Origin of the sequence: Kosakonia sp. LAM2021 (assembly GCF_016620385.1) — a bacterium.
GTDB classification, from domain to species: Bacteria; Pseudomonadota; Gammaproteobacteria; order Enterobacterales; family Enterobacteriaceae; genus Kosakonia; species Kosakonia sacchari.
This window is the reverse complement of record NZ_JAENHT010000009.1, coordinates 175,463-201,446: the sequence shown is the minus strand read 5'-3', so window position 1 is coordinate 201,446 and position 25,984 is coordinate 175,463. Positions and strand designations below refer to the sequence as shown.

General features: G+C 54.5%; 25 protein-coding genes. 8 read left to right on the top strand and 17 right to left on the bottom strand.

Features of this window, described 5'->3' with window-relative positions; genetic code table 11:
- The first annotated feature begins 183 nt into the window (after positions 1-183).
- The 4 genes from potA (at position 184) to potD (ending at position 4,113) form a co-directional block, all read left to right on the top strand.
- A complete protein-coding gene (gene potA, locus JKP81_RS18645) occupies positions 184-1,302 on the top strand; it encodes a spermidine/putrescine ABC transporter ATP-binding protein PotA (protein WP_200552885.1) in 1,119 nt (372 codons plus the stop codon).
- On the top strand, positions 1,286-2,113 hold the full coding sequence (potB, locus tag JKP81_RS18640) for a spermidine/putrescine ABC transporter permease PotB (protein WP_200552884.1): 828 nt from the start codon (positions 1,286-1,288) through the stop codon (positions 2,111-2,113). The genes potA and potB overlap by 17 nt, the downstream gene beginning before the upstream one ends.
- A gap of 26 nt (positions 2,114-2,139) precedes the next feature.
- The gene (gene potC, locus JKP81_RS18635) at positions 2,140-2,937 is read left to right on the top strand and encodes a spermidine/putrescine ABC transporter permease PotC (protein ID WP_065368717.1); all 798 of its coding nucleotides are present in this window, start codon (positions 2,140-2,142) and stop codon (positions 2,935-2,937) included.
- Positions 2,938-3,066: 129 nt separating this feature from the next.
- Positions 3,067-4,113, top strand: coding sequence for a spermidine/putrescine ABC transporter substrate-binding protein PotD (gene potD, locus JKP81_RS18630; protein WP_175272459.1), 1,047 nt, complete (start codon positions 3,067-3,069; stop codon positions 4,111-4,113).
- 21 nt (positions 4,114-4,134) lie between these two features.
- Here the strand turns inward: potD and JKP81_RS18625 are convergent, their stop codons facing one another.
- The 8 genes from JKP81_RS18625 to lolC all read right to left on the bottom strand — a co-directional run bounded on the left by JKP81_RS18625 (position 4,135) and on the right by lolC (position 11,979).
- Positions 4,135-5,481, bottom strand: coding sequence for an ATP-binding protein (locus JKP81_RS18625; RefSeq protein WP_200552883.1), 1,347 nt, complete (start codon positions 5,479-5,481; stop codon positions 4,135-4,137).
- Positions 5,450-6,136, bottom strand: a complete 687-nt coding sequence (locus JKP81_RS18620; RefSeq protein WP_200552882.1) for a response regulator transcription factor — start codon at positions 6,134-6,136, stop codon at positions 5,450-5,452. Before JKP81_RS18620 ends, JKP81_RS18625 begins: the two co-directional genes overlap by 32 nt.
- On the bottom strand, positions 6,136-6,897 hold the full coding sequence (locus JKP81_RS18615; protein WP_200552881.1) for a MipA/OmpV family protein: 762 nt from the start codon (positions 6,895-6,897) through the stop codon (positions 6,136-6,138). Before JKP81_RS18615 ends, JKP81_RS18620 begins: the two co-directional genes overlap by 1 nt.
- A 161-nt stretch (positions 6,898-7,058) precedes the next feature.
- A complete protein-coding gene (gene cobB, locus JKP81_RS18610) occupies positions 7,059-7,880 on the bottom strand; it encodes a Sir2 family NAD+-dependent deacetylase (RefSeq protein WP_200552880.1) in 822 nt (273 codons plus the stop codon).
- A gap of 14 nt (positions 7,881-7,894) precedes the next feature.
- On the bottom strand, positions 7,895-8,806 hold the full coding sequence (gene nagK, locus JKP81_RS18605; protein WP_200552879.1) for an N-acetylglucosamine kinase: 912 nt from the start codon (positions 8,804-8,806) through the stop codon (positions 7,895-7,897).
- A gap of 35 nt (positions 8,807-8,841) precedes the next feature.
- Positions 8,842-10,086 carry a lipoprotein-releasing ABC transporter permease subunit LolE gene (lolE, locus tag JKP81_RS18600; RefSeq protein WP_200552878.1) on the bottom strand — a complete coding sequence of 415 codons (1,245 nt, stop codon included), beginning with the start codon at positions 10,084-10,086 and terminating at the stop codon, positions 8,842-8,844.
- Complete coding sequence (gene lolD / locus JKP81_RS18595) at positions 10,086-10,787, bottom strand: lipoprotein-releasing ABC transporter ATP-binding protein LolD (RefSeq protein ID WP_200552877.1); 702 nt, start codon at positions 10,785-10,787, stop codon at positions 10,086-10,088. The genes lolE and lolD overlap by 1 nt, the downstream gene beginning before the upstream one ends.
- Positions 10,780-11,979 carry a lipoprotein-releasing ABC transporter permease subunit LolC gene (lolC, locus tag JKP81_RS18590; protein ID WP_200552876.1) on the bottom strand — a complete coding sequence of 400 codons (1,200 nt, stop codon included), beginning with the start codon at positions 11,977-11,979 and terminating at the stop codon, positions 10,780-10,782. Before lolC ends, lolD begins: the two co-directional genes overlap by 8 nt.
- Positions 11,980-12,272: 293 nt before the next feature.
- On the opposite strand from lolC, the gene JKP81_RS18585 reads away from it, so the two are divergent.
- The 3 genes from JKP81_RS18585 (at position 12,273) to JKP81_RS18575 (ending at position 18,031) form a co-directional block, all read left to right on the top strand.
- A complete protein-coding gene (locus JKP81_RS18585; protein ID WP_200552875.1) occupies positions 12,273-13,346 on the top strand; it encodes an acyltransferase family protein in 1,074 nt (357 codons plus the stop codon).
- A 112-nt stretch (positions 13,347-13,458) separates the two neighbouring features.
- A complete protein-coding gene (gene mfd / locus JKP81_RS18580) occupies positions 13,459-16,905 on the top strand; it encodes a transcription-repair coupling factor (protein ID WP_200552874.1) in 3,447 nt (1,148 codons plus the stop codon).
- A 160-nt stretch (positions 16,906-17,065) separates the two neighbouring features.
- A complete protein-coding gene (locus JKP81_RS18575; protein ID WP_200552873.1) occupies positions 17,066-18,031 on the top strand; it encodes a L,D-transpeptidase family protein in 966 nt (321 codons plus the stop codon).
- A 77-nt stretch (positions 18,032-18,108) separates the two neighbouring features.
- On the opposite strand, the gene JKP81_RS18570 is transcribed toward JKP81_RS18575, so the two are convergent.
- Positions 18,109-18,366, bottom strand: coding sequence for a DUF1471 domain-containing protein (locus tag JKP81_RS18570; protein ID WP_200552872.1), 258 nt, complete (start codon positions 18,364-18,366; stop codon positions 18,109-18,111).
- Positions 18,367-18,610: 244 nt separating this feature from the next.
- Between JKP81_RS18570 and JKP81_RS18565 the strand changes: the two genes are divergently transcribed.
- The gene (locus JKP81_RS18565) at positions 18,611-19,246 is read left to right on the top strand and encodes a TetR/AcrR family transcriptional regulator (RefSeq protein WP_065368728.1); all 636 of its coding nucleotides are present in this window, start codon (positions 18,611-18,613) and stop codon (positions 19,244-19,246) included.
- 521 nt (positions 19,247-19,767) lie between these two features.
- Here the strand turns inward: JKP81_RS18565 and JKP81_RS18560 are convergent.
- The 8 genes from JKP81_RS18560 to hinT all read right to left on the bottom strand — a co-directional run bounded on the left by JKP81_RS18560 (position 19,768) and on the right by hinT (position 25,882).
- Positions 19,768-20,307, bottom strand: a complete 540-nt coding sequence (locus JKP81_RS18560; RefSeq protein WP_065368729.1) for a glycine zipper 2TM domain-containing protein — start codon at positions 20,305-20,307, stop codon at positions 19,768-19,770.
- 194 nt (positions 20,308-20,501) lie between these two features.
- Entirely contained in the window at positions 20,502-21,806 is a 1,305-nt protein-coding gene (locus tag JKP81_RS18555) for an NAD(P)/FAD-dependent oxidoreductase (RefSeq protein ID WP_200552871.1), read from the bottom strand.
- A gap of 258 nt (positions 21,807-22,064) precedes the next feature.
- Positions 22,065-22,607: an alpha/beta hydrolase YcfP gene (ycfP, locus tag JKP81_RS18550; protein ID WP_020457464.1), complete on the bottom strand. Its 543-nt coding sequence runs from the start codon at positions 22,605-22,607 to the stop codon at positions 22,065-22,067.
- Positions 22,608-22,643: 36 nt separating this feature from the next.
- The gene (gene nagZ / locus JKP81_RS18545; RefSeq protein ID WP_200552870.1) at positions 22,644-23,669 is read right to left on the bottom strand and encodes a beta-N-acetylhexosaminidase; all 1,026 of its coding nucleotides are present in this window, start codon (positions 23,667-23,669) and stop codon (positions 22,644-22,646) included.
- 11 nt (positions 23,670-23,680) lie between these two features.
- Positions 23,681-24,496 carry a thiamine kinase gene (gene thiK, locus JKP81_RS18540; protein WP_200552869.1) on the bottom strand — a complete coding sequence of 272 codons (816 nt, stop codon included), beginning with the start codon at positions 24,494-24,496 and terminating at the stop codon, positions 23,681-23,683.
- Complete coding sequence (gene lpoB / locus JKP81_RS18535; RefSeq protein WP_200552868.1) at positions 24,477-25,136, bottom strand: penicillin-binding protein activator LpoB; 660 nt, start codon at positions 25,134-25,136, stop codon at positions 24,477-24,479. The genes thiK and lpoB overlap by 20 nt, the downstream gene beginning before the upstream one ends.
- Before the next feature lie 10 nt (positions 25,137-25,146).
- Positions 25,147-25,521, bottom strand: coding sequence for a YcfL family protein (locus JKP81_RS18530; protein ID WP_200552867.1), 375 nt, complete (start codon positions 25,519-25,521; stop codon positions 25,147-25,149).
- A 1-nt stretch (position 25,522) separates the two neighbouring features.
- The gene (gene hinT, locus JKP81_RS18525) at positions 25,523-25,882 is read right to left on the bottom strand and encodes a purine nucleoside phosphoramidase (RefSeq protein ID WP_200552866.1); all 360 of its coding nucleotides are present in this window, start codon (positions 25,880-25,882) and stop codon (positions 25,523-25,525) included.
- Positions 25,883-25,984: the final 102 nt, after the last annotated feature.

The following is a 25,984-nucleotide window of genomic DNA, read 5'->3' as shown; positions in this document are numbered from 1 at the left end:
GGCGTAGTCAGTATTGTTGAGAACATGCGGTGTTGCGCGGTCAAAAGAGAACAACAATTGGCGATTTCATAGGTTTGCCGTAGAATGCCAGCCCTTAAATCGTGCACAACCCTGAAGGTGGTTCATCACAAACCCCGCATCGGATATCACTTTTGATGCGCAAACACGGGACAGAGTAAATAATTGAACACACAATCGCGTTCGCGTTCACCGCTGGTGCAACTGGCCGGTATTCGCAAAAGCTTTGATGGCAAAAATGTCATTTCGGATTTTAATCTCACCATCAATAACGGCGAATTTCTGACGCTGCTTGGCCCTTCTGGCTGCGGTAAGACCACGGTTCTGCGCCTGATCGCCGGGCTGGAGAGCGTTGATGTCGGCCATATTCATCTTGATGCCCAGGATATCACCCACGTTCCGGCAGAACATCGCCATGTGAATACCGTTTTTCAAAGTTACGCCCTCTTCCCGCATATGACCGTGTTCGAAAACGTGGCATTTGGCCTGCGGATGCAAAAAACCCCGGCGCAAGACATTACCCCGCGCGTCACCGAAGCGCTGCGCATGGTGCAGCTTGAAGAGTTCGCCCAGCGTAAACCGCACCAGCTTTCTGGCGGCCAGCAACAGCGTGTCGCCATTGCCCGCGCGGTAGTGAATAAACCGCGCTTGCTGCTGCTGGATGAGTCCCTCTCCGCGCTCGATTATAAGCTGCGCAAGCAGATGCAGAACGAACTGAAGGCGTTGCAGCGCAAGCTCGGTATCACCTTTGTCTTTGTGACCCACGATCAGGAAGAAGCGCTGACCATGTCGGATCGCATCGTGGTAATGCGCGACGGGCGCATTGAACAGGACGGCACACCGCGCGAAATTTATGAAGAGCCGAAAAACCTGTTTGTCGCCAGCTTTATTGGTGAAATCAATATCTTCAGCGCCACGGTGATTGAGCGTCTGGACGATAGCCGTGTGCGGGCAAATGTCGAAGGCCGCGAGTGCAATATCTATGTCAACTTCGCGGTGGAAAAAGGCCAGCAGTTGAACGTGCTGCTGCGCCCGGAAGATCTGCGCGTCGAAGAGATCCATGATATTGCCGAAACCGAAGGGCTGATTGGCTATGTGCGCGAACGTAACTATAAAGGGATGACGCTGGAATCGATGGTCGAGCTGGAAAACGGCAAAATGGTGATGGTCAGTGAGTTCTTTAATGAAGACGATCCGGATTTTGACCATTCGCTGGACCAGAAAATGGCCATCAACTGGGTAGAGAGCTGGGAGGTCGTACTGGCAGATGAAGAGTACAAGTAAATTCCAGAATGGCGTGATCGCGACCATCGTCGGTTGGCTTGTACTGTTTGTGTTTCTGCCCAACCTGATGATCATCGCCACCAGCTTTTTGACCCGCGACGACGCTAACTTCGTCAAACTGGTCTTCACGCTGGATAACTACACCAGGCTGCTCGATCCGCTCTATTTCGACGTGCTGCTGCACTCGCTCAACATGGCGTTTATCGCCACGCTGGCGTGTCTGGCGCTGGGCTACCCGTTTGCCTGGTTTCTGGCGAAACTGCCTGCAAAGGTGCGTCCGTTACTGCTCTTTTTGCTGATTGTCCCTTTCTGGACCAATTCGCTTATCCGCATCTATGGGCTGAAAATTTTCCTCAGTACGAAAGGGTATCTTAACGAGTTCCTGTTATGGCTGGGCGTTATCGATACGCCGTTGCGCATTATGTTTACCCCCGGCGCGGTGATTATCGGGCTGGTCTACATTCTGCTGCCGTTTATGGTGATGCCGCTCTACTCCAGTATCGAAAAGCTCGATAAACCGCTGCTGGAAGCGGCAAAAGATCTCGGTGCCAGCAAGCTGCAAACCTTTATCCGCATCATTATTCCGCTGACCATGCCGGGGATTGTCGCCGGTTGTTTGCTGGTGATGCTGCCAGCCATGGGGCTGTTCTACGTCTCGGATTTGATGGGCGGCGCAAAAAACCTGCTGGTCGGTAACGTGATTAAGAGCCAGTTCCTGAACATCCGCGACTGGCCGTTTGGGTCGGCAACCAGCATCACGCTGACTATCGTCATGGGGCTGATGCTACTGGTTTACTGGCGCGCCGCGTGATTGCTGAACAAGAAGGTGGAGCTCGAATGATCGGCCGACTGCTGCGCGGCGGTTTTATGACCGCCATTTACGCTTACCTTTATATCCCGATCATTATTTTGATCGTCAACTCCTTTAACAGCTCGCGCTTTGGCATCAACTGGCAAGGCTTTTCCACGCAGTGGTACAGCCTGTTGATGAATAACGACAGCCTGCTGCAGGCGGCGCAGCACTCGCTGACGATGGCGGTGCTGTCGGCAACGTTCGCGACGCTAATTGGCTCACTGACCGCCGTGGCGCTTTACCGCTACCGTTTTCGCGGCAAACCGTTTGTTAGCGGCATGCTATTTGTGGTGATGATGTCGCCGGATATCGTGATGGCAATTTCGCTGCTGGTGCTGTTTATGCTGCTCGGCGTGCAGCTGGGTTTCTGGTCGCTGCTGTTTTCGCATATCACTTTCTGCCTGCCGTTTGTGGTGGTCACGGTGTTCTCGCGGCTGAAAGGGTTTGATGTGCGGATGCTGGAAGCGGCCAAGGATCTGGGCGCCAGTGAGATGACTATCTTGCGCAAAATCATCCTGCCGCTGGCGATGCCCGCTGTCGCCGCTGGCTGGCTGCTGAGCTTTACCCTGTCGATGGATGACGTCGTGGTTTCCTCTTTCGTCACCGGGCCCGGGTATGAAATTCTGCCATTGAAGATTTACTCGATGGTCAAAGTCGGCGTATCGCCGGAAGTGAACGCGCTGGCGACAATCCTGCTGGTGCTGTCGCTGGTGCTGGTGATTGCCAGCCAGTTGATTGCGCGTGATACGACGAAAACAAAAAGCCTGCCTCGCCAGGCGTAATGGATGCAGCCAGTTCGGGTGCGGACAGGGCATGAAAACCGCAGTAAGTGAGGGTTTTGGACTCTGCACAATCCCGGAATGGTAAATAAAATCGCCTGCAAAACAGGCGCAAACTCAGGGGACGTTTGAATGAAAAAATGGTCACGCCACCTGCTCGCGGCGGGCGCACTTGCCCTCGGCATGAGCGCCGCACACGCCGACGACAACAAAACACTCTACTTCTATAACTGGACCGAGTATGTGCCGCCAGGCCTGCTGGAACAGTTCACCAAAGAGACCGGCATCAAGGTTATCTATTCGACCTATGAATCGAATGAAACGATGTACGCCAAGCTCAAAACGTACAAAGAAGGCGCGTACGACCTGGTCGTCCCGTCGACCTACTTCGTGGACAAAATGCGCAAAGAGGGCATGATCCAGAAGATCGACAAAACGAAGCTGACTAACTTCCACAATCTCGATCCCGAGATGCTTAACAAACCGTTCGACCCGAATAACGATTACTCGATTCCGTACATTTGGGGCGCGACGGCGATTGGTGTTAACACTGACGCCATCGATGCAAAAACCATCACCAGTTGGGCAGATCTGTGGAAACCGGAATACAAGAGTAGCCTGCTGTTGACCGATGATGCGCGCGAAGTATTCCAGATGGCGCTGCGCAAACTCGGTTATTCCGGCAACACTACCGATGTGAAAGAGATTGAAGCCGCGTATAAAGAGCTGCAAAAACTGATGCCAAACGTGGCGGCGTTCAACTCTGATAACCCGGCGAACCCGTATATGGAAGGCGAAGTGAACCTCGGTATGGTGTGGAATGGCTCCGCCTGGGTTGCGCGCCAGGCGGGAACGCCGCTGGAGGTCGTGTGGCCGAAAGAAGGCGGCATTTTCTGGATGGACAGCTTATCGATTCCCGCTAATGCGAAAAACGTCGACGGTGCGCTGAAACTGATTAACTTCCTGCTGCGCCCGGAAATCGCCAAACAGGTGGCGGAAACCATCGGTTACCCGACGCCAAATCTGGCGGCGCGTAAGCTGCTCAAACCTGAGGTGGCAAACGATAAATCTCTCTATCCGGATGCCGAAACCATCCAGAAAGGTGAATGGCAAAACGATGTCGGTAGCGCCAGCGCCATTTATGAAGAGTATTACCAGAAGTTAAAAGCGGGCCGTTAACGCCATCGTCGACCGGGTCGCTCACCCGGTCGACACCGCCAGAAGCAACCCCGGGCTGGCATTTTCTGCCTGCAACGTCCAGCCGTGTGCCAGCGCAATTTCATGGCAAATCGCCAGCCCCAATCCCGCCCCGCTATCGCGTCGATGCGCGCCGCGCCAGAAGCGCGAAAACAGCAAGGGCAATTCCTCTTCCGCCACGCCCGGCCCGACATCGCGCACCGTAAAACCCTTTTCACTGACGGCTATATGCACTGGCGTACCGGGCGGCGCGTGCTGGATAGCGTTCTCGATCAGGTTCTTAAGCAGGGTAAATAATGCCCCGCGATCGGCGCGCCAGCGCAGCGGATCGTCTGCCGTTGATAAGGTCAACGAAACCTGCGCGTCTGAAGCGATACGCTGAAGAAACTGCACGCTATCACGGGCAATCGCCGGTACATCAACCGGAGCAAACCGGTAGCTAAGCGGTTCGCTGGCCTCTGCCAGCAGTAATAACTGCTGAACCTGACGCGCCAGATGTTCGACCTGCAACAATAACAGCTCGCGTACGTCGAGTTGTTGATCCATCAGCTCGACTTCCGCGCGTATTAGCGTCAGCGGTGTTTTTAACTCATGCGCAGCCTTCGCCAGAAAATCCTGCTGATTGCGATACCCCCTCTCCAGTCGCGCCAGCGCCTGGTTGAAGCTGTCAATCAGCGGGGAGATCTCTGTCGGTACCCCGTGCGTTTGCAGACGGGCATCCAGCGAGCGCGGCGAAATAAGCGCCGCCTCCGTTGACACATTGCGCAGCGGCTTGAGGGAATATTTCAGCGTCACCCACGCACACAACCCGAAGACCACCAGCAGCACCAGGCTGAACAACTCGATACCAAAGCGGATAAACGGTAAGGCAAAACCGCGATGCAGAAAATCGATAATGCGTGAGCTGGCGGCCATCTGGATCCACCAGGTTTTACCTGCAAGAACATACGGTTCGGTCGCGCCATCGTAAATCATGCCGTTAAGCGTGAATTTAAATTCTCGTGCTATTTGCGGTGTCAGCGTCGGCCAGTGCTGCGCGCCGGGTGACATCAGCACAACTCGCCCTTTGCCATCCAGCACACGATAAGCCACATCATCGGTGATGCTCTGGTAGATCCATAGTGGATACTGGTCGCCGTTGTTGAACCCGGTCGGCTGTCCGCGCGAGTCAAACTGTAATTCCTGAGCCAGCCGGTGGGTGTAGTCAGAAAGATCCATCCCCGGTAAGCGCTCTTTCACCACCCGGCCAGATAGCACCAGCAATGCAATACTCAGCAGCGCCCCGGCGATAAACGCCAGCAGGATCTTCAGCGCAAGGCTATTCAGCCAACGTTTTTTCCCGGATGGCATAGCCTAATCCTCTGAGGTTAACAATCTGCAAGCGCGAACCAATCGCCGTTAACTTACGCCGTAGCCGGTGTAGCGCGACGTCGAGCGCGTTTGGCGTCACCGCATCGCTTAAGCCCCATCCGGCGGCTTCCATCCGGCTGCGGCGCACGACGCCGCCCTGCCTGCCCACCAGCGCTAACATGATTTGCAGCTCAGCGGGTGCCAGCACAATGTGCTGTTCGCCACACTGCATAAGGCTGGTTTCCGGCGACAGGGTTAAATCGCCCCATGCCGGTTGCAGCGGCTGGCTTTGCGCCGGTCGGCGCAACAAGGCACGCACGCGCGCCACCAGTTCCTCCATGGCAAACGGCTTGGCGAGATAGTCATCCGCGCCCGCCTCCAGCCCTTCGACGCGATCGTGCAGCGCATCGCGGGCAGTGAGGATCAAACAGGGGATCGCGACCTGCGCCTGGCGCAGGCGATACAACAACTGGATACCGTCACCATCGGGCAAGCCGCGATCGAGCACCAGCCCCTGATAAGAGACCTGCGCTATCGCCGTCCAGGCCGCATCGCCGCGCCCGACAATATCCACAGCGATGCCCGCCGCTGCCAGCCCTTTGGCAATCAGGTGCGCCAGGTGGTCGTGATCTTCAATCAGTAATATTCGGCTCATCAGAAATAGTACAGATAACTCATAAAGATGCGGTTTTCGTTAGTCCTGTTCACCAGCGGGCTGTCCTTAATTTCCGACGCCAGCAGCGTCATTTCCACATCAGCCATCAGCGTGTGATGTTCATTGAATGTGTACAGGCTGCGTACGCCCATTTCGGTGTTAATCGAGGCATCTGCACGGTATGCAGGCCGCCACGGACGTGCTTCGCTGCGGCGCACGCCGTAGTAGTAATCGACATAGCTGCTGTTATAACGGCTGACGACCAGGCGCGGCGTCAGCGTAAATTGCTCGCTCAGATGCCAGCTTTTTTCTGCGCCCAGGCGTAAACGCTGCCCGCTGCTGTTGCCGGAAAGATCGTGCGTCCAGTCGGCAAACAGATCCACCACCGGGCTTTGCCACTCAATGCCCGCCCCGCCCCAGAATCCCCCTTTGCGCTTGTCCATCTCTTTGAGGATATCGGCATCATCGGACGAATAACCTGCCCCGTCGTAACGGGCTATTAGACCGATATTGAGCTGTTGGGTTTCACTCAGATGTAGCGCGGGCAATTTAACTTCAGCCGCCGTGCCTGAAAAACGGAAATAACGGTTTTCATAATGCAGAATCGGGATCGGGGTGTACTGACGGTCACTATCCTGGTAAGGCTTTTGCGTGCTAATGACGCCGACGCCAATTCCCCAAACCGGCGGTTCTTCGGCCTGGGCGGCAAAGACAACAGAGACGAGACTTGCTGCGACAACACAACGTGGCACAACAACCATGATGAGGCTCCTGTTAGCGGTGGAAACGCTATCATCAGGGGCGTTGTCTTACGGGGAACTTACCGGCGATTTTCACGATAGTCACGCTGGCGCGTGGTGAACAGCTCAGCAAAAAGCGCGCTAAACCGCCATCCTCTTAACTAAAAGGATGGCGTTGATCGTTAAAGCCCTTTCAGCAGCTTTTCGACATATTCCGGCACGACCTGGCTTGCCAGTCCGTAATGTTTTTCTTCAAACTCGCTGCCGACCTGGCTCGGTTCGAGATTCAGCTCTACGGTGTGCGCGCCCTGCAGTTTCGCTTCATGTACAAACCCGGCAGCCGGGTAAACATGCCCGGATGTGCCAATCGCGATAAACACATCCGCCATTGCCAGCGCGCTGTAGATCTCGTCCATCCCCAGCGGCATTTCGCCAAACCACACCACATGCGGACGCAGCGGTGCCGGGAACTGGCAGCAGTGGCATTTGTCATCGTGCGTGACATCGCCCGTCCACTCCAGCACCTGCCCGCTTTGCGAACAGCGCACTTTCAGCAGCTCACCGTGCATATGGATAATGTTTTTATTGCCCGCGCGTTCGTGCAGATTGTCGATGTTTTGCGTGATCAGCAAAAAGCGATCGCCCAGCGCCTGCTCGAGCTTCGCCAGCGCCAGATGCGCGGCATTCGGCACAATCTCCGGCAGTTGCAGCTGCCTGCGCCGATCGTTATAGAAGGTTTGCACCAGTTGCGGGTTGCGGGCGAAACCTTCCGGTGTCGCCACGTCTTCAACATGATGCTCTTCCCACAGCCCGTCTGCCGCGCGGAAGGTACGAATACCGGATTCAGCGGAAATGCCCGCTCCCGTCAGAACGACGACTCTTGGTTTTTCCATTACGCCTGGCACCATTGTGTCTCTGAAAAAAATTCGCTGACGCAAGCGCTCGCGCAAACGGCGCTTGTTACGGCGAAAACGGCTGAGACGATGTGAACGTCGCGATTGCATAGCATCCTCTCAGATTAGTCAGTGAGGTGAAGAAAGGCCGCGCCGCGCATCCCACCCGCATCGCCGTGGCGCGCGCGTTCGATACGCGGTACATCGCCTGCCGGTAACAGATGCGGCGCGATACGCGCCGGCAACAGCCTGGTCAGCGCGCTGAAATTCGATAAACCGCCGCCAATCACCAGCAGATCCGGGTCGATGATAGTCAGAATATTAGCCAGACACACCGCCAGCAAATCCACGTAACGTTCCACGTGCGCCAGCGCCTTCGCATCTCCCTGTTCCCAGCGCGTTATGATTTCCGGCGCTGACAAGGATTGATGATAGAAGTGTCGGTACAGCCACGCAAAACCGCGACCAGAGAGATAATTTTCAATACAACCGATTTTTCCGCAGCCGCATCGGGTAAGCGGGAAATCAAAGCCCATCAGCCCCAGTGCATCCACCGGCAGGCGGATATGACCAAACTCACCGGTGATAAAGCGACGGCCAGGGATGGATTTGCCATTGACCACCAGTCCACCGCCAACGCCGGTGCCGAGGATTAACCCCATCACCAACGGATACTGGCGGAATTCGTCATCCCAGGCTTCGGAGAGCGTAAAGCAGTTGGCGTCGTTGTCGATACGCACATTGCGCTCAAGCAACGCAGTAAGATCGGCGCGCAGCGGTCGACCGCTGGCAGCGGGAAGGTTAGCGGCGTACAGCGTACCGCCGGCGGTTTCCGGCATGCCGGGAATACCGACGCCGACGCTGCCTTTGACGCCGAAATGCGCATCTGCTTCGGCAACCAGATCGGCAATGGCGCGCAGAAACGCTTCATAACTGTCGTGCGGGGTGGCGACGCGCTTTTCCCAGTGTAAGCGCCGGTTGGTGTCAAAGACGCCCAACGCGATTTTACTGCCGCCGATATCAAATCCGTAATTCATTGCCACTCCTTCGTTGTGGCCCGTTCCACGCGGAATTACTGCCCGCTCAGCACTCGTGCAGGATCAATATTGCTCGCCCGGCGCGCCGGATACCAGCTTGCCAGCAGGCTTAGCGCCAGCGCCGTCACCAGCACATAGACGACATCCAGCGGGTGCAGCTCCGATGGCAGGAAATCGATAAAGTAGATATCTCCCGACAAGAACTGATGGCCGATCAACTTTTCAATCACGTTAATGATTGGCGTTAATTGCAACGACACGACAACGCCGATCACCACACCGCTGATGCTGCCAAGCAGGCCCGCCAGCAGACCGTACCAGACGAAAATGGCGCGGATAAGCCCATCTTTCGCCCCAAGCGTACGCAGCACGGCAATATCACCGCTCTTGTCTTTTACCGCCATGACCAGCGTCGAGACAATGTTAAAACAAGCCACGCCAATCACTAAAACCATCGCCAGATACATTATGGCGCGGATCATCTGAATGTCGCGGTACATGTAGCCGTACTTACCGATCCAGCTTTTGATATAGACGTAGCTGTTGGTCACTTCACCCGCGTCGCGCACCAGTTTGTTGGCGTTAAACACATCATTTACTTTGATGTCGATACCGGTGACGCTGCCGCCCATATCCAGATATTGCTGCGCATCCTGCATCGGGATCATCGCATAGCTGTGATCAAGCTGGCCGCTCAGTTGCAAAATGCCCGTCACGTGCAAACGCACGCGTTTGGGTTGCAGCAGTTTATGCGCATCATCGGAGTTGGGGATCATGATAGAAACCCAGTCGCCCTGCTTCACTTTCAACGCATCGGCCACGCCTTTACCCAGAATGATTTGCTGCTCACCGGCACGGAAATTCTGCCAGGCGTCGCCCTGTACAAATTTCGGCAAGGCGCTGAGCTGTGATTCCTGCGCCGGGTCAACGCCTTTCACCTGAATCGCGCGCAGGTTGGCACCGCTTTCCACCAGCCCGGTAAAATTAATATAGGGCGCAGCGGCGGCAATGCCCGGCACTTTTTTCACTTTTTCCAGCGCTGTGTCCCAGTTCGTCCACGGCTGATTCACCGGCTCGATTTCACCGTGCGGCACCACCGCCAGAATGCGGTTGTTCAGTTCACGTTCGAAACCGTTCATCGCACTTAATCCGACAATCAGCACCGCCACGCCCAGCGCGATACCAACGGTGGAGATCACCGAAATCAGCGACACCATACCGCCACGACGGCGACCACGGCTAAAACGCAGCGCAATCAGTAAAGAGAGGGGTGAGGCCATTACTCGGCCCCCATCAGGGTGACTTCAGTATTCAGGCGACCATCGCGCATTTCCAGCTGGCGGTTCATACGCTTCGCCAGGTGTAAATCATGCGTCACCACGAGGAAAGCGGTGCCCTGCATTTTGTTCAACTCGCCCAGCAGTTCGAAAATGCTGTCTGCGTTACGCGCATCGAGATTCCCGGTCGGTTCATCCGCCAGTACCAGGCGCGGATTGTTGACCAGCGCGCGGGCAATTGCCACACGCTGGCGTTCGCCGCCGGAAAGCTCGGAAGGACGGTGGCTGGCGCGATGTTCAAGCCCAACCGCGCGCAACATTTCCAGAGCACGTTCATTAATTTCCGCCGGTTTCTTTTTACCAATCAACAGCGGCATTGCCACGTTTTCCAGCGCGGTAAAATCCGGCAACAGATGGTGAAACTGGTAGATAAAGCCTAATTCCCGGTTACGCAGCTCCGCTTTAGCGGTCGAGGAGAGTTTGCTCATCGGCTGGTCACGGAAAATCACATCGCCTGAGGTTGGCGTATCCAGCCCACCTAACAGATGCAGCAGCGTACTTTTGCCGGAACCGGAGCTGCCGACAATCGCCATTAACTCCCCTTCCGCCATGCTAAAGCTGACATCGTGCAGTACGTCAGTTTGCACACTGCCTTCCTGATAGCGTTTGCACAGGTTGTCGCATTGCAACAGGATCTTATTCATAACGTAAAGCCTCAGCGGGTTGAGTGGCGGCAGCGCGCCAGGAAGGATAAAGCGTAGAGAGCAGCGCGATGGCCATCGCCACCAGCGCAATACCAATCACCTGCAGCGGTTCAATCGCCACCGGCAGCGCTGCGCCATCAAGGAAGGCACCAATAATCGGCATCAGATTATTTAACTGGCTGGCGAGCAGTGCGCCCAGCCCGGCCCCCAGCAACGCGCCAATGATCCCGGCGCTGGCTCCTTGCACCATAAACACGGCCATGATTTGACGTGGGGTTAAGCCCTGGGTTTGTAAAATGGCTACCTCGCCCTGCTTTTCCATCACCATCAAACCCAGCGAGGTAATAATGTTGAATGCCGCAACGGCGATGATCAGGCTCAGCAGCAGCCCCATCATATTTTTTTCCATCCGCACGGCCTGGAACAGCTCGCCTTTACGATCGCGCCAGTCCTGCCATTTGGTGCCTTCCGGCAATTTTTGCTGGCTGAGCACATCGACTTTCAGCGGCTCGTTCAACCATAAACGCCAGCCGGTAATATTGCCCGCCGGGTAGCGCATCAGGCGTGAAGCGTCATCAATATTGACCAGCATCTGGTATTCGTCGACTTCGCTGTTCGCCGCAAATGTACCCACTACGGTAAACAGACGCTGGCTCGGCAAGCGGCCCATCGGCGTAAACTGGCTGGCGGACGGCACCATCACGCGAATTTGATCGCCACGGTTCACGCCCAACTGACCAGCCAGTTGCTCACCGAGGATAATGTTGTATTTGCCCGCTTGCAGGTCGCTTTGTTTGACATTGACCAGATATGGCGTCAACGGATCGGCTTGTGCTGGATCGATGCCCATCATCACGCCAACCGCGACGCTGCGCGCGCTCTGAAGCACCACATCGCCTGTGGTGAGCGGCGCGATACGCGTCACGCCCTGCAATTTGACCTGGCTTGCCGGGAGTTGCGCTGGATTCAGTGAGCCGTTTTGCGTGGTAAGAGTGGCCTGCGGCATCAGCCCCAGGATGTTGTTTTGCAGCTCGCGCTCAAAGCCATTCATCACCGATAACACCGTTACCAGCGCCATAACACCGAGGGTGATGCCAATGGTTGACAGCCAGGAGACAAAGCGACCAAAGCGGTCCGCTGCGCGCCCGCGCATATAGCGCAGGCCTATGAAAAGAGTGACAGGTTGGTACATGAAATCCGTCTGGTTGCTGATAGCAGAGTGAGGAGTATATAAGCGAAAGCACAGAGCGTAAATGAGTGAAACGGTAAGTATTCGTCAGACAGATAAGGAAAAATTCCGTGAAATCAATCCAATAACAAACCGTCGGCCAGTTTGCATTTCCGTTTGTTTGTACGGCAGTTAACCGTTCATTTCCTCTCACCTTAATCCGAAAATGAACAAATACAGACACTTCCCCAATACATCGCCCTCCAGCCTGACCAGGATCAATGGCCAGAATTTTGGCAAAACAGGCAACAGTGTTAATGAAACAGAAAGCATTATGGATTAATCAAATCAAGGGGCTATGTATTTGTCTGGTTGTGGTTTATCACTCAGTCATCACGTTTTACCCGCACCTATCGACTTTCCAGCATCCGTGGTCGCAAACGCTCTCTAAATGCTGGATTTATTTCAACCTTTACCTCGCACCGTTTCGTATGCCGGTGTTCTTTTTTATCTCCGGCTATCTCATTCGCCGATATATAGACGATGTGCCATGGAAAGATACGCTTGATAAACGTATCTGGAGCATCGTCTATGTGCTGGCGCTGTGGGGCCTCCTGCAATGGGCGGGCTTAAGCCAGATTAATGACTGGCTCGCGCCGCAGCGCGATCTGAGTAATGCCGCCAACGCGGCTTACGCGGAGAACTGGCGCGAGTTCGCGCAGGGCATGCTCACCGCCAGCACCAGCTTGTGGTACCTCTATGCGCTGGTGGTCTATTTCACGCTTTGTAAGCTGCTCAGCAATTGGAAAGTGCCCCTCTTAGCGCTGATGATGCTGGCAAGCCTGGCGATTAATTACCTGCCACTGCCGTGGTGGGGGATGAACAGCGTGGTGCGCAATATGATTTTCTATTCGCTCGGTGCCTGGTATGGGGCAAGCGTAATGGAGTGGGTCAAAACCGTGTCGCTCCGCCGTTACGGGTTGCTGTTCGCGCTGGCGGCCGTGGTGGCTTTCGGGCTGTGGATGTTCAATATGCCACTGCCGCTGTGCCTGCTTTCCATTGTGGGTATTATGCGTTTGTTCCAGGTGCTGGAGCAGCGTTTTCCACCCAACGAAAAGAGCCTGCTGAACGTGGTCGGCTCTAATACGCTGGCGATTTACACCACGCATCGCATTCTGATTGAGGCCATCAGCCTTGCGCTACTCAAACCGATGAACGCGGGCGCATGGCCGCAAACGGTCGAACTGGCGCTGCTGTTAGTCTATCCGTTCGCCACGTTGTTGATTTGTACGCTGGCTGGGCTGATGGTGCGAAAATTGTCGTCAGCGCTGTTCGCCGATCTCTTTTTCACGCCGCCAACGAAACATCTCACAACGGTGCAAGCGCGTTAATCCTGCACGTCGTATTGGCTAAAGCCGCCTAATCACAGATAATAATGGTATTGCGTATCAGGGATATGCCCCCATAACGGGGGCATATCCATAACGAGATCTTGATATCCCCATGCCTGAACAATACCGTTATTCCCTGCCTGTCAAAGCAGGCGACCAGCGCCAGTTTGGCGAACTGACAGGTGCTGCCTGCGCCACCGAAGTTGCGGAAATCATTGAGCGCCATCCTGGCCCGGTCGTGCTGATTGCGCCGGATATGCAAAACGCGCTGCGCTTGCAGGATGAGATTGGTCAATTTACCGATAACCTGGTGATGAACCTTGCCGACTGGGAAACGCTGCCGTATGACAGTTTCTCGCCACATCAGGAAATTATCTCTTCCCGCCTGTCGACGTTATATCAACTGCCCTCCATGCAGCGCGGCGTGCTGATTGTTCCGGTAAATACGCTGATGCAACGCGTTTGCCCGCACAGTTACCTGCATGGCCATGCGCTGGTGATGAAAAAAGGACAACGTTTGTCGCGCGATGAACTGCGCAGCCAACTGGATAGCGCGGGTTATCGCCATGTTGATCAGGTGATGGAGCACGGGGAATACGCCACGCGCGGCGCGCTGCTCGATCTTTTCCCGATGGGCAGCGAGCAGCCCTTCCGCCTCGACTTTTTCGACGACGAAATCGACAGTTTGCGTCTGTTCGACGCCGATACCCAGCGTACGCTGGAAGAAGTCGAGGCGATTAACTTACTGCCCGCGCACGAATTTCCGACCGATAAAAACGCCATTGAGCTGTTCCGCAGCCAGTGGCGCGATAAATTTGAGGTCAAACGCGACGCAGAGCATATCTACCAGCAAGTCAGTAAAGGTACGTTGCCTACCGGGATTGAGTACTGGCAACCGCTGTTTTTCAGCGAACCGCTACCGCCGCTGTTCAGTTATTTCCCGGCGAACACGTTGCTGGTCAACACCGGTAATCTGGAAAACAGCGCCGAACGCTTCCAGCAGGAGACGCAGGCGCGTTTTGAGAATCGCGGCGTTGATCCCATGCGCCCTTTGCTGCCGCCGGAGACGCTGTGGCTTCGCGTTGATGAACTCTATAGCGAGCTAAAGAAATGGCCGCGCATCCAGTTAAAAACCGAACAACTCTCCGACAAAGCCGCGCATGTTAACCTGGGTTACCGATCATTGCCGGATCTGGCGGTACAAGCGCAGCAGAAATCGCCGCTCGATAACCTGCGTAAGTTTCTGGAATCGTTCGCCGGACCGGTGGTGTTCTCCGTTGAGAGTGAAGGTCGTCGCGAGGCATTAATTGAACTGCTGGCGCGCATCAAAGTTGCGCCTAAACGCATTATGCGTCTCGACGAGGCCGAAGCGCCTGGCGCATATCTGATGATCGGCTCAGCAGAACACGGCTTTATCGATACATTGCGCAGCCGGGCGCTGATTTGTGAAAGCGATCTGCTCGGCGAGCGCGTCGCGCGTCGCCGCCAGGACACACGACGCACCATTAACCCGGATACCCTGATCCGCAACCTCGCCGAACTGCATGACGGCCAGCCGGTGGTGCATCTGGAGCACGGCGTGGGGCGTTATGCCGGAATGACCACGCTGGAAGCGGGCGGCATCAAAGGCGAATACCTGATGTTGACCTACGCGGGTGATGCCAAATTGTACGTGCCCGTTTCGTCGCTGCATTTAATCAGCCGCTACGCGGGCGGTGCAGAAGAGAACGCGCCGCTGCATAAACTGGGTAGCGATGCCTGGTCGCGCGCGCGGCAAAAAGCGGCGGAGAAAGTGCGCGATGTTGCCGCAGAGCTGCTGGATATTTATGCTCAGCGCGCAGCCAAAGCGGGCTTCGCCTTTAAACATGACAAAGAGCAGTATCAACTTTTCTGCGACAGTTTCCCGTTTGAAACCACGCCGGATCAGGCACAGGCCATTAATGCGGTGCTCAGCGATATGTGCCAACCGCTGGCAATGGACCGACTGGTATGTGGCGATGTCGGCTTTGGTAAAACTGAAGTAGCGATGCGCGCCGCGTTTCTCGCGGTTGAGAACAATAAGCAAGTGGCGGTGCTGGTGCCCACCACCCTCCTCGCTCAGCAGCACTTCGATAACTTCCGCGATCGCTTCGCCAACTGGCCGGTGCGCATTGAAATGCTTTCACGTTTTCGCAGTGCCAAAGAGCAGGCGCAGATCCTGGAGCAAGCCGCAGAGGGGAAAATCGATATCCTGATTGGCACTCATAAGCTGCTGCAAAGCGATGTCAAGATGAAGGATCTCGGCCTGTTAATTGTCGATGAAGAGCACCGTTTCGGTGTGCGTCACAAAGAGCGTATTAAAGCGATGCGCGCCGATGTGGATATCCTGACGCTGACCGCCACGCCGATCCCCCGTACGCTGAATATGGCGATGAGCGGGATGCGCGATCTGTCGATTATCGCCACCCCGCCCGCGCGCCGCCTGGCGGTAAAAACCTTTGTACGTGAGTACGACAACCTGGTGGTTCGCGAAGCGATGCTGCGTGAGATCCTGCGCGGTGGGCAGGTCTACTATCTCTACAATGATGTGGAAAATATCCAGAAAGCTGCTGACCGGCTGGCGGAACTGGTGCCGGAAGCGCGCATCGCCATCGGCCACGGCCAGATGCGTGAACGCGAGCTGGAGCGGGTGATGAATGATTTCCACCATCAACGTTTCAACGTGCTGGTGTGCACCACCATTATTGAAACCGGGATCGATATTCCGACCGCCAACACCATCATTATTGAACGCGCCGATCACTTCGGCCTTGCCCAGCTGCACCAGTTACGCGGACGTGTCGGGCGTTCGCACCACCAGGCGTACGCCTGGCTGCTGACGCCGCATCCTAAAGCCATGACCAGCGATGCGCAAAAACGTCTGGAAGCCATTGCTTCGCTGGAAGACTTAGGTGCGGGCTTTGCGCTGGCAACGCATGACCTGGAGATCCGCGGCGCGGGAGAATTGTTGGGAGAAGACCAGAGTGGGCAGATGGAAACTATCGGCTTCTCGCTCTATATGGAGCTGCTGGAAAACGCGGTCGATGCGCTGAAAGCGGGCCGCGAACCGTCGCTGGAAGATCTCACCAGCCAGCAAACTGAAGTTGAATTACGTATGCCTTCGCTGTTGCCGGATGACTTTATTCCTGACGTCAACACACGCTTGTCATTCTATAAACGCATCGCCAGCGCCAAAGATGAGAACGCGCTGGAGGAGATTAAAGTCGAGCTGATTGACCGTTTCGGCCTGTTGCCGGATGCGGCGCGTACCCTGCTGGATATTGCCCGCTTGCGCCAGCAGGCGCAAAAATTGGGGATCCGCAAGCTGGAAGGCAACGAGAAAGGCGGCATGATTGAGTTCAACGCGAAAAATCATGTCAACCCGGCATGGCTGATTGGCTTACTGCAGAAACAACCGCAGCATTTCCGCCTCGATGGCCCAACGCGGCTGAAGTTTATGCAGGATCTCAGTGAGCGCAAAGTACGTATGGATTGGGTTCGTAACTTTATGCAGCAGCTCGCCGAAAACGCGGTAGCTTGACAAAAATGATCCAGGCCGGGTCACACGACCCGGCACCTTTACTTTCCTCAACATTTACAAATATTTTGCAATACCCCAGGATTTCCCTACACGCTGACCTACCATAATTCCATCACAGAGCTTTATAGCAATAACCTTATGATTTACATGGATTATGGTAATGATAAAAACGTCGCGTTTCGTTCACTGGCTCGCGCTGCTGGTCGCCACTGCCACTGTCGCTCTCGCCCTACCCGCACACGCTAATACCTGGCCTTTACCTCCTTCCGGCAGCAACCTGGTTGGCGAGAATCGTTTTCATGTCGTGCAGAACGACGGCGGTTCACTGGAGGCGATTGCTAAGCAATACAATGTGGGATTTCTTGCGCTTTTGCAGGCCAATCCCGGTATTGATCCGTATGTCCCGCGCGCGGGCAGCGTACTGACCATTCCGCTGCAAACGCTGCTACCCGATGTGCCGCGCAAAGGCATTGTGATCAACCTCGCCGAGCTGCGCCTCTATTACTATCCGCCAGGTAAAAACGAAGTCACAGTTTACCCGATCGGTATTGGCCAACTGGGTGGCGACACGCTGACGCCCACCATGGTCACCACAGTCTCTGATAAACGCGCGAACCCCACCTGGACACCGACCGCGAATATTCGCGCGCGCTATAAAGCACAGGGAATAGATCTACCCGCGGTGATGCCTGCCGGGCCGGATAACCCGATGGGACACCACGCCATTCGCCTTGCCGCGTTTGGTGGCGTCTATTTGCTGCACGGCACTAACGCCGATTTCGGTATTGGTATGCGCGTTAGCTCCGGCTGCATTCGCCTGCGTGACAAGGACATTTCTAACCTGTTTGCCCAGGTTTCCCCGGGTACGCCAGTGAATATCATCAATACGCCTATCAAAGCGTCAGTTGAACCTGATGGCAGGCGTCTGGTTGAAGTGCACCAGCCACTATCGAAATCGATTAACGATGATCCCAAAACGTTACCCATCGTGCTGAATGCCGCGATGCAAACGTTCAAAGATGATGCGCGCAGCGATGCAGCAGTGATGAGCCATGCGATGGAAGTGCGTTCCGGGATGCCGGTCGATATCACCCGCCACATTGAAAATGTGCCGCAGGTGATGTAACTGCCCTGCTGGTGAAAAAAGGCCCTGCGATAATTCGCGGGGCCTTTTTTATATAACTGTGGCGTAATGTGTTGCGCTTATTTGTAAAGAACAGCCGTGCCGTGCAGGTTATCGGAGCCGGTCACAGAGGTGATGCGAAACGATTTAGCGCCCAGTTGATCGGCTTTCTGTGCCAGTTGATCTTCAACAGAGGCGAGGTTGGAGTTCGCACGCACACCAACGGTTGCCACTTCCTGCTGGCCTGCCGGCGCAGATTGCACTTCAACAGCAGCGAAACTGGCGAAAGAGAGAGAACTCAGTACAGCAGCAGTAAACAGCGCAGTGATATTTTTCATGATGTCTTTCCTGGATGCAGGTGAAGGATGTCGTTAAACATTAAGTTAACGATCGATACACAAATCGTAGATGTGATCTGCATCAGGCGTCAATGGTTTTTTATAACGATCATTAAATAAAATAAAATTCATTTAAAATTCATAACGATATGATTTATCGATATGTGCTAATTTGCTGCTGGTTATCTGTCGGGAATATTTTTATAATGGTCATTCAACAAACTAACAAAGGTTAGGCGGCGATATGACCAGTGAAGTCAGCAGTTGCACCAAAAAAAGCCGTGGCCGACCGAAAGTGTTCGACAGGGAAGCGGCGCTCGACAAAGCCATGACGCTATTTTGGCAACATGGTTACGAAGCCACATCATTATCCGATCTCGTCGAAGCGACCGGTGCGAAAGCGCCGACGTTGTATGCCGAGTTCACCAACAAAGAGGGGCTGTTTCGCGCCGTCCTCGATCGTTACATCACCCGCTTCGCGCGTCAGCACGAAGCGCAGTTGTTGTGCGAAGAAAAATCTGTGGAAAGCGCGCTGCGAGATTACTTCACCGCCGTGGCGAAGTGTTTTACCAGCACGGATACGCCCGCCGGGTGCTTTATGATCAACACCTCAGCGACGCTGGCGGCATCGTCACAGGCAATTGCGAACACCATAAAATCCCGCCATGCGCAGCAGGAAGAGACGCTGCGTCAGTTCCTCACCGCTCGCCAGCTACGCGGCGAAATTCCGCAAGCGGTTGACACGCTCGCATTAGCGCAGTTTTTAGGATGTATCTTGCAGGGCATGTCCATCAGCGCGCGTGAAGGCGCAAGTTGTGAAAAACTGCTGCAAATCATTCAAACCACCCTGCGACTGTGGCCAGATTTGATCAAAGCCTGAAAAAAAATGAGACGGGAAACCGTCTCATCTCGCCTCTGTGATAGAGATATCACATTTCAATAATAGGTAAAATCTATCAGCGTTTTCCCATGCTTTGCTATTCTTAATTGTGATTATTGCGCGGCTAATGATTAGCCCGGATGATACAAATAACGAGCATCATGATGATGCGGTTGTGTACTTGCTTCCTTTGCTCTCACCCTAAGTGCCGTATTGAACGACTTTCGAGGATAAAGGGTATTTACCTGTACTTAACACATGCAGAAGGAAAATGGAGATGATTTTGCTATTACCATTCATTAAAGTGTTAATAGTAATAACATTATTATTTGGTCTGTGGGTTCTGTTGGGTGGTTCAGTACTGTTTGCATTTATCTCGATTGTGATAACAGGCCTGCTGCTAGTTCGCCAACACGACTTTATTTGACTGATTAAAGCCTTGCAGAAATGTGAGGCTTTTTTAATGAAAAAAGGCTCCTCAGCCTGAGCGATGAGGAGCCAACATGCAGAGTACTTCTGTTTTACGCTTTGTTATTCAAAACCAGTTGACCATTGCCATCCAGTGGAATTTGCGTACCAGGATCTTTATCCATGCGGATTTTCCCCTGCTGGTCACCAATTTTATACGTCACGTCATAACCGAGCATTTTTTCTGACTTGTCATACACGGTGCTGCAACGTTGCTGGTTCGTAGTGTAGGTATCCCTTTCTTGCATCCCACCCTGAATCTGATTACCGGCGTAACCGCCTCCCAGCGCACCAACGACCGTGGCGACATCTTTACCGCGACCACCACCAAACTGGTGCCCCAGCACGCCCCCCGCCACCGCGCCAAGAACAGAACCGGTAATACGGTTTTCATCTTGTACGGGACGACGATGCGTCACTGTCACATTTCGACACTCCTGACGTGGCGTTTTAACCGTTTCCTTGATTGGCGTCGCAGAAACCACTTGCGCGTACTGAGGACCGCGCTCAAACACGTTCAGGCTGGCAACTGCGGCAACGCCCAGTGCAGCGGCCACGCCAATACCGATACCCGCTAACATTGATTTGTTCATCAGGATTCTCTCCCTGTTTGCTATTGGTAACAATTTTGCAACTTCGCAAGCAAGGAAGCCAATCAGAAAGAGCGTAAAAAGAGGGATAGTGAGCAGGAAAATGACGACATTCAGAGTTATCCGAGCGGTTTAACACCACCTGTAGCGCGATATGCTGCTCCCTGGGCAGAGAACGCCCAGGGAGCAGAACAGCGTTAGTGCAATTTGAGACGCGGGCGGATCACCCGGTTAATACTGCCGACCAGCATCATCAGGCCCGTTTTGAAATACCCATGCAGCGCGACCTGGTGCATACGGTACAGCGAGATATACACAAAGCGTGCGATACGGCCTTCAACCATCATCGAACCGCGCATCAGGTTGCCCATCAGACTGCCAACGGTTGAGAAATTGGACAAGGAAACCAGCGAGCCATGATCTTTATAGACATACGATTTCAGCGGTTTACCTTTGACCTGCGCCAGAATGTTATGCAAAGCAAGACTTGCCATCTGGTGAGCAGCCTGCGCACGCGGCGGTACAAAACCACCTTCCGGTCGTGCGCACGACGCGCAATCGCCAATTGCGTAAATGTCCGCATCGCGAGTGGTTTGTAATGTTGGTTCGACCACCAGCTGGTTAATGCGGTTGGTTTCCAGCCCGCCAATTTCTTTCATAAAGTCCGGCGCTTTAATACCCGCCGCCCACACCATCAGATCGGCGTTGATGTATTCGCCCTCTTTCGTGTGCAGACCGCCTTCATCGGCGCTGGTCACCATCGTTTGGGTCAGTACGCGTACGCCCATTTTGGTCAACTCGTTATGCGCGGCACCGGAAATACGTGGCGGCAGCGCAGGCAGAATACGTTCGCCAGCTTCCACCAGCGTCACATTCAGCGCTTCGTTTGTCAGGCCTTTATAACCATAACTGTGCAGCTGTTTCACCGCGTTGTGCAGCTCCGCAGAGAGTTCAACACCGGTTGCCCCACCGCCAACAATCGCAATATTAACTTTGCCGTTAGCGCCAAGGTTCGCCGAATATTTCAGGAATAGATTGAGCATCTCCTGGTGGAAACGGCGTGCCTGGTGCGGGTTGTCGAGGAAAATACAGTGCTCTTTCACGCCAGGCGTGTTGAAGTCGTTCGAGGTACTGCCGAGCGCCATTACCAGCGTGTCATAGGCCAGTTTACGTTCCGGAACCAGCAAATCGCCTTTCTCATCGCGCAGTTCAGCAAGCGTAATGGTTTTGCTTTCACGATTAATATCGACGACAGAACCGAGCTGGAACTGAAAATGATGATTACGCGCATGTGCCAGGTAGCTCAGCGCATCGACACCCTCATCCAGCGAACCGGTTGCCACTTCGTGCAGCAACGGCTTCCACAAATGGCTGTGGTTACGATCGACAAGCGTGATTTTCGCTTTTTTGCCGCGGCCAAGCTTTTTACCTAACTGCGTCGCCAGTTCCAGACCACCAGCACCACCGCCTACAATTACAATTTTCTTCAATGGTGTAGTCAACGTGACCCCCTAAAATATTAACCAATTGTTAACTAAAGGTTATAAAAATAGCTTTTAATTAACAACAAGTTACGCACTCACAACCAGATATTGACGTCGAGAATAACACGAACGGTTCAATGGTCATACCAAAATTGATATGCATCAAGTTTTGATGCTTAAAAGATGAGCAAGTGTAGCCGACAGACAAAATAATGCCCGGCGAAAGGCACAGATAAAATGACGCCGGCAGGTAAGATAACCTGCCGGAAGGGAGGATTAACCGAGGGTTTTAAAGGCTTTGATACGCTGGAGATGCGGCGAGATGTTCTTGAATTTATGCGACTGTTCTTCGTCCCAGACAATTTCGTAGTAGGGATGTAACTCCTCGGCTGAGCGCTGGCTGTTCAGTGCTTCATCCTGGCGTGAGAGGATCACCAGGCAGCGATCTCGATTTTTCTCACGAAAGTTAGACACGCATTTGGTGGCAATGTCCTGGTACTCTTCCGGGCGGTCAATTTTCCCTTCCATGTTTTCGTAAGGAAACAGGTTAGGATTGAGGATCACCTGACGGATATCGCACAGGAAACCGATGCGCTCTGCCCAGTAACCGCCAAGGCCGACACCGCAAATTAGCGGGCGCTCGTCGATATTGAGCTGCAACATCTTATCCACTTCTTTCAGCAGGTGCTGCATATCATGCTTCGGATGGCGCGTGCTGTAGCTAATCAGACGCACATCCGGATCAATAAACTGCAGCTGCAACACTTTTTCATGGTTGCCGGGGCTGTTTGAGTCAAAACCGTGTAAATAGATAATCATGGTATCCTCACCACTTCGACATCGCGTCCGCAGGAATTAACGAGCCTCTTTGTGCTCCTGCCAGCGTGCATGCAACTGCTCCAGTTCGTTATGAGCAGCCTTCCAGCGCGCCGAGCTCATCAACTCCTGACGAGAATATGAACCTTTATGATACAAATGCGTAACACGTTGCGCATTGATCGGCGACAGGTTATCCAACACGCTTACCGCGCCTTTACGATTATTACAGACCAGGATCATATCGCAACCGGCATCCAGCGATGCTTGCCCACGTTCAGCGTAACTTCCCATGATAGCCGCGCCTTCCATTGACAAATCATCCGAAAAAATCACGCCGTCAAAACCCAGCTCGCCGCGTAACACCGTTTTCAGCCAATATGGAGAGCCGCTGGCCGGACGCGGATCTGCGCCGGTATAGATCACATGCGCGGGCATAATTGCATCGAGTTTGTTTTGCTCAATGAGGTTGCGGAAAATCGTCATATCATGCGCGCGGATCTCGCCGTGTGGACGCGAATCGCGTGGCGTCTCTTTATGGGAATCGGCCGTAACCGCCCCGTGACCGGGAAAGTGTTTACCGGTAGTTTTCATCCCTGCGCTGTGCATTCCATCGATAAAGCGCGTCGCCATAGTCAGCGCTTTCACCGGATCTTCATGATACGAACGCTCGCCAATCGCCGCGCTAATATGCCCAACATCCAGCACCGGGGCAAAACTAATGTCGATATCCATGGCGATCATTTCGCTGGCCATTAGCCAACCCGCTTCCTGCGCCAGGCGACCGCCCTCCTCCAGCCCAAGCAAAGCAGCAAAGGATTGTGCGGCGGGTAAACGCGTAAAGCCCTCACGAAAGCGCTGAACACGCCCGCCTTCCTGATCGACCGCCACCACCAGACGATGATGCGAAGCGCTGCGGATCTGGCGCACCAGCTCCCGTAATTGCTCGGGATCGTGATAATTACGGGTAAAAAGGATCAGGCCACCAACCAGCGGGTGTGCCAGAATCTCGCGCTCTTCCGCATCCAGTTCGTACCCTTCCACATCCAACATCACTGGGCCCACATTTACCTCTCTTATTCTTTTGTCGCTAACTGACGCCATATTTCATTCGCCAGCGTAATAAATTGTTGATCGCCCGTTTGCTGCCAGCGGCACTCATACCAGCCAGCCATCAGCATCAGAACCCACGGACGCCAGCGCCGGACCTGGCGCCACAGCTGAGCGGGATTGATGGCAGCCTGTTGCGCATAGTGATTCACCAGTTCCTGCCGCTCTGCTTCGTTTTTCGTCCATATTGACGCCAATTCCAGCGCGACATCGCCGTCGCCCGCATATTCCCAGTCGATCAGCCGCAACCCCGAGGCACTCTGCACCAGGTTTCCGGCGTGGACATCCATATGTAACGGTGCCAGCCGTAGCGGCACAGGCTCTTTTTGTTGCCGCAACTGCTTTAACTGGCGCAGCCATAACGGCGTCCGCCGCGAACGTGCGCTCTGCTGCCAGTACCCCTCAAGCAGCGGCAATAAAGTTATCCGCCAGCCAAACAGCGGCTGTCGGTGTAAATCATGGAGTAATGGCACCAGCACCCTGGCCTGTGGCAGCACGGCGCAGACCTCGCCGGGTAGATAATCGACCGCCATCCACTCGCCGGTGAATAAGCGCGGGCGTGGAGCAATAGAAGCGGGCAAGCGGCGGAGTAAGCGATACTGACGCAGAAAAGGCGATGATGTCGCCTGGTGCCGTTTTCGCAGCACCAGCGTATGCCGTCCATCGCTAATAAGACAACTCCCGCCGCTGAGGCCGGTATTCTGGCTGGCGACGGGAGTATAGGTCGGAAAGTAGCGTGACAACACCTCGTCACGCGTCTGTTTATTGTTGCTGAACCGCACCTTTACCCGACCAGATAATTTCGCCGGTCTGTACCAGCATCAATTGCATTTGCAGCGCCGGTGCGTTGACATTCCCGGTCGCGTTGGAGTAGAGCACATACTGCGCCCCGACGTTACGGGCGATACCGATGGCTTTACTGCGCGTACCGAGGCTGTCCTGTGGAGAGAGCCCCAGTTGCTGCTTCGCGACCGCCAGTTGCTGCTCGGTAACAAGCGTAAATTTACCGTTATTTGCTAACGCGTTGCGCACCACACCCGTTGCTTCGCCCGTGTTGATGGAACCGTTGGTTCGGTTATTGACGCTATCCACTAACAGCACGCTGCCTGCGTTCGCACCGCTGGCCTGCAACATTTTGCCGACCATCGGCTGAACGGCGCCATTCCAGTCAAAATGACGCTCGCGCGGCGCGGGCTGCCCCGTTTGATCCTGGTGCTCAATCGGCCCCGGTTGCTGCTGCGGCAGCGTCGGGACAGAAGGCACCTCCGGCACCGGTTGCTGCGGCTGTACCGGCGTGGGTTGTTGCGGCGTGCCTGCACCACCCGCCTGATCAACCGGCGCGGGTTGCTGATCGCTAATACAGCCCGCAAGCAGCACGGCCAGGGTTGTCAAAAGCGCGTAGCGTCCAATAGTTTTAATCAAGAGTCACCCCTTACAGGTAAAGATAAAGTCTGACGCTGTGCGCACCCAAATAGTTGGCGCTGCCATACAGCGTCACGCCCGAATTCCCCGGGATCGTGACGGTACGCGGCGCTTCCAGCGGGTGCATTTCCAGACCTCTGGCGTCATACCAGAAAAAACGATAATGCACGGTAACGGGCTGCTGTCGTTCATTAAACAACCGTGAAGACGCGGAAGGCTGGAGTTCCTGCGTACTTAACGTCGGCGGCTGCGCGATAATCCCTGAGGCCAGAATGCTCGATTCCATCACTAACGTCTGGTCGTCGGCGACCGGGATCGTTGGGCGTGAACTGCACCCCACCAGAGCCAGCGCTGCCAGCCATAACGCGACACGCCCGTTCGTCATATCAAAGACCTTTATGAGCCAGCATCGGCCCTAATGCGCGCCCGCCGAGCAGGTGCATATGAATATGGTAAACCTCCTGCCCGCCATGACGATTACAGTTCATGATCAAACGGTAACCGTCTTCAGCAATCCCCTCATCGCGGGCGATTTTCGCCGCAACCGTCACCATGCGCCCCAGCGCCTGCTCGTGCGCTTCGGTCACGTCGTTCACGGTTGGGATCAGGATGTTTGGCACAATCAGGATATGGGTTGGAGCCTGCGGAGAGATGTCGCGAAAAGCGGTAACCAGTTCGTCCTGGTAAACAATATCCGAGGGAATTTCGCGGCGAATGATTTTACTGAAAATGGTTTCTTCAGCCATGACGTTTTCCTTTTATGTACGCGGAGCCAGCCCGCAGCCGTCGTCAATTACGTGCCCTAGAGTATGATCGAGATTCTCTTATTGTTTCAACCAAAACGCTGT

Coding starts and splice junctions, on each gene's coding strand:
- potB (WP_200552884.1), top strand. CDS start 1,286: ATGAAGAGTACAAGTAAATTCCAGAATGGCGTGATCGCGACCATCGTC.
- potC (WP_065368717.1), top strand. CDS start 2,140: ATGATCGGCCGACTGCTGCGCGGCGGTTTTATGACCGCCATTTACGCT.
- potD (WP_175272459.1), top strand. CDS start 3,067: ATGAAAAAATGGTCACGCCACCTGCTCGCGGCGGGCGCACTTGCCCTC.
- JKP81_RS18625 (WP_200552883.1), bottom strand. CDS start 5,481: ATGCCATCCGGGAAAAAACGTTGGCTGAATAGCCTTGCGCTGAAGATC.
- JKP81_RS18620 (WP_200552882.1), bottom strand. CDS start 6,136: ATGAGCCGAATATTACTGATTGAAGATCACGACCACCTGGCGCACCTG.
- JKP81_RS18615 (WP_200552881.1), bottom strand. CDS start 6,897: ATGGTTGTTGTGCCACGTTGTGTTGTCGCAGCAAGTCTCGTCTCTGTT.
- cobB (WP_200552880.1), bottom strand. CDS start 7,880: ATGCAATCGCGACGTTCACATCGTCTCAGCCGTTTTCGCCGTAACAAG.
- nagK (WP_200552879.1), bottom strand. CDS start 8,806: ATGAATTACGGATTTGATATCGGCGGCAGTAAAATCGCGTTGGGCGTC.
- lolE (WP_200552878.1), bottom strand. CDS start 10,086: ATGGCCTCACCCCTCTCTTTACTGATTGCGCTGCGTTTTAGCCGTGGT.
- lolD (WP_200552877.1), bottom strand. CDS start 10,787: ATGAATAAGATCCTGTTGCAATGCGACAACCTGTGCAAACGCTATCAG.
- lolC (WP_200552876.1), bottom strand. CDS start 11,979: ATGTACCAACCTGTCACTCTTTTCATAGGCCTGCGCTATATGCGCGGG.
- JKP81_RS18585 (WP_200552875.1), top strand. CDS start 12,273: ATGAAACAGAAAGCATTATGGATTAATCAAATCAAGGGGCTATGTATT.
- mfd (WP_200552874.1), top strand. CDS start 13,459: ATGCCTGAACAATACCGTTATTCCCTGCCTGTCAAAGCAGGCGACCAG.
- JKP81_RS18575 (WP_200552873.1), top strand. CDS start 17,066: ATGATAAAAACGTCGCGTTTCGTTCACTGGCTCGCGCTGCTGGTCGCC.
- JKP81_RS18570 (WP_200552872.1), bottom strand. CDS start 18,366: ATGAAAAATATCACTGCGCTGTTTACTGCTGCTGTACTGAGTTCTCTC.
- JKP81_RS18565 (WP_065368728.1), top strand. CDS start 18,611: ATGACCAGTGAAGTCAGCAGTTGCACCAAAAAAAGCCGTGGCCGACCG.
- JKP81_RS18560 (WP_065368729.1), bottom strand. CDS start 20,307: ATGAACAAATCAATGTTAGCGGGTATCGGTATTGGCGTGGCCGCTGCA.
- ycfP (WP_020457464.1), bottom strand. CDS start 22,607: ATGATTATCTATTTACACGGTTTTGACTCAAACAGCCCCGGCAACCAT.
- JKP81_RS18530 (WP_200552867.1), bottom strand. CDS start 25,521: ATGACGAACGGGCGTGTCGCGTTATGGCTGGCAGCGCTGGCTCTGGTG.
- hinT (WP_200552866.1), bottom strand. CDS start 25,882: ATGGCTGAAGAAACCATTTTCAGTAAAATCATTCGCCGCGAAATTCCC.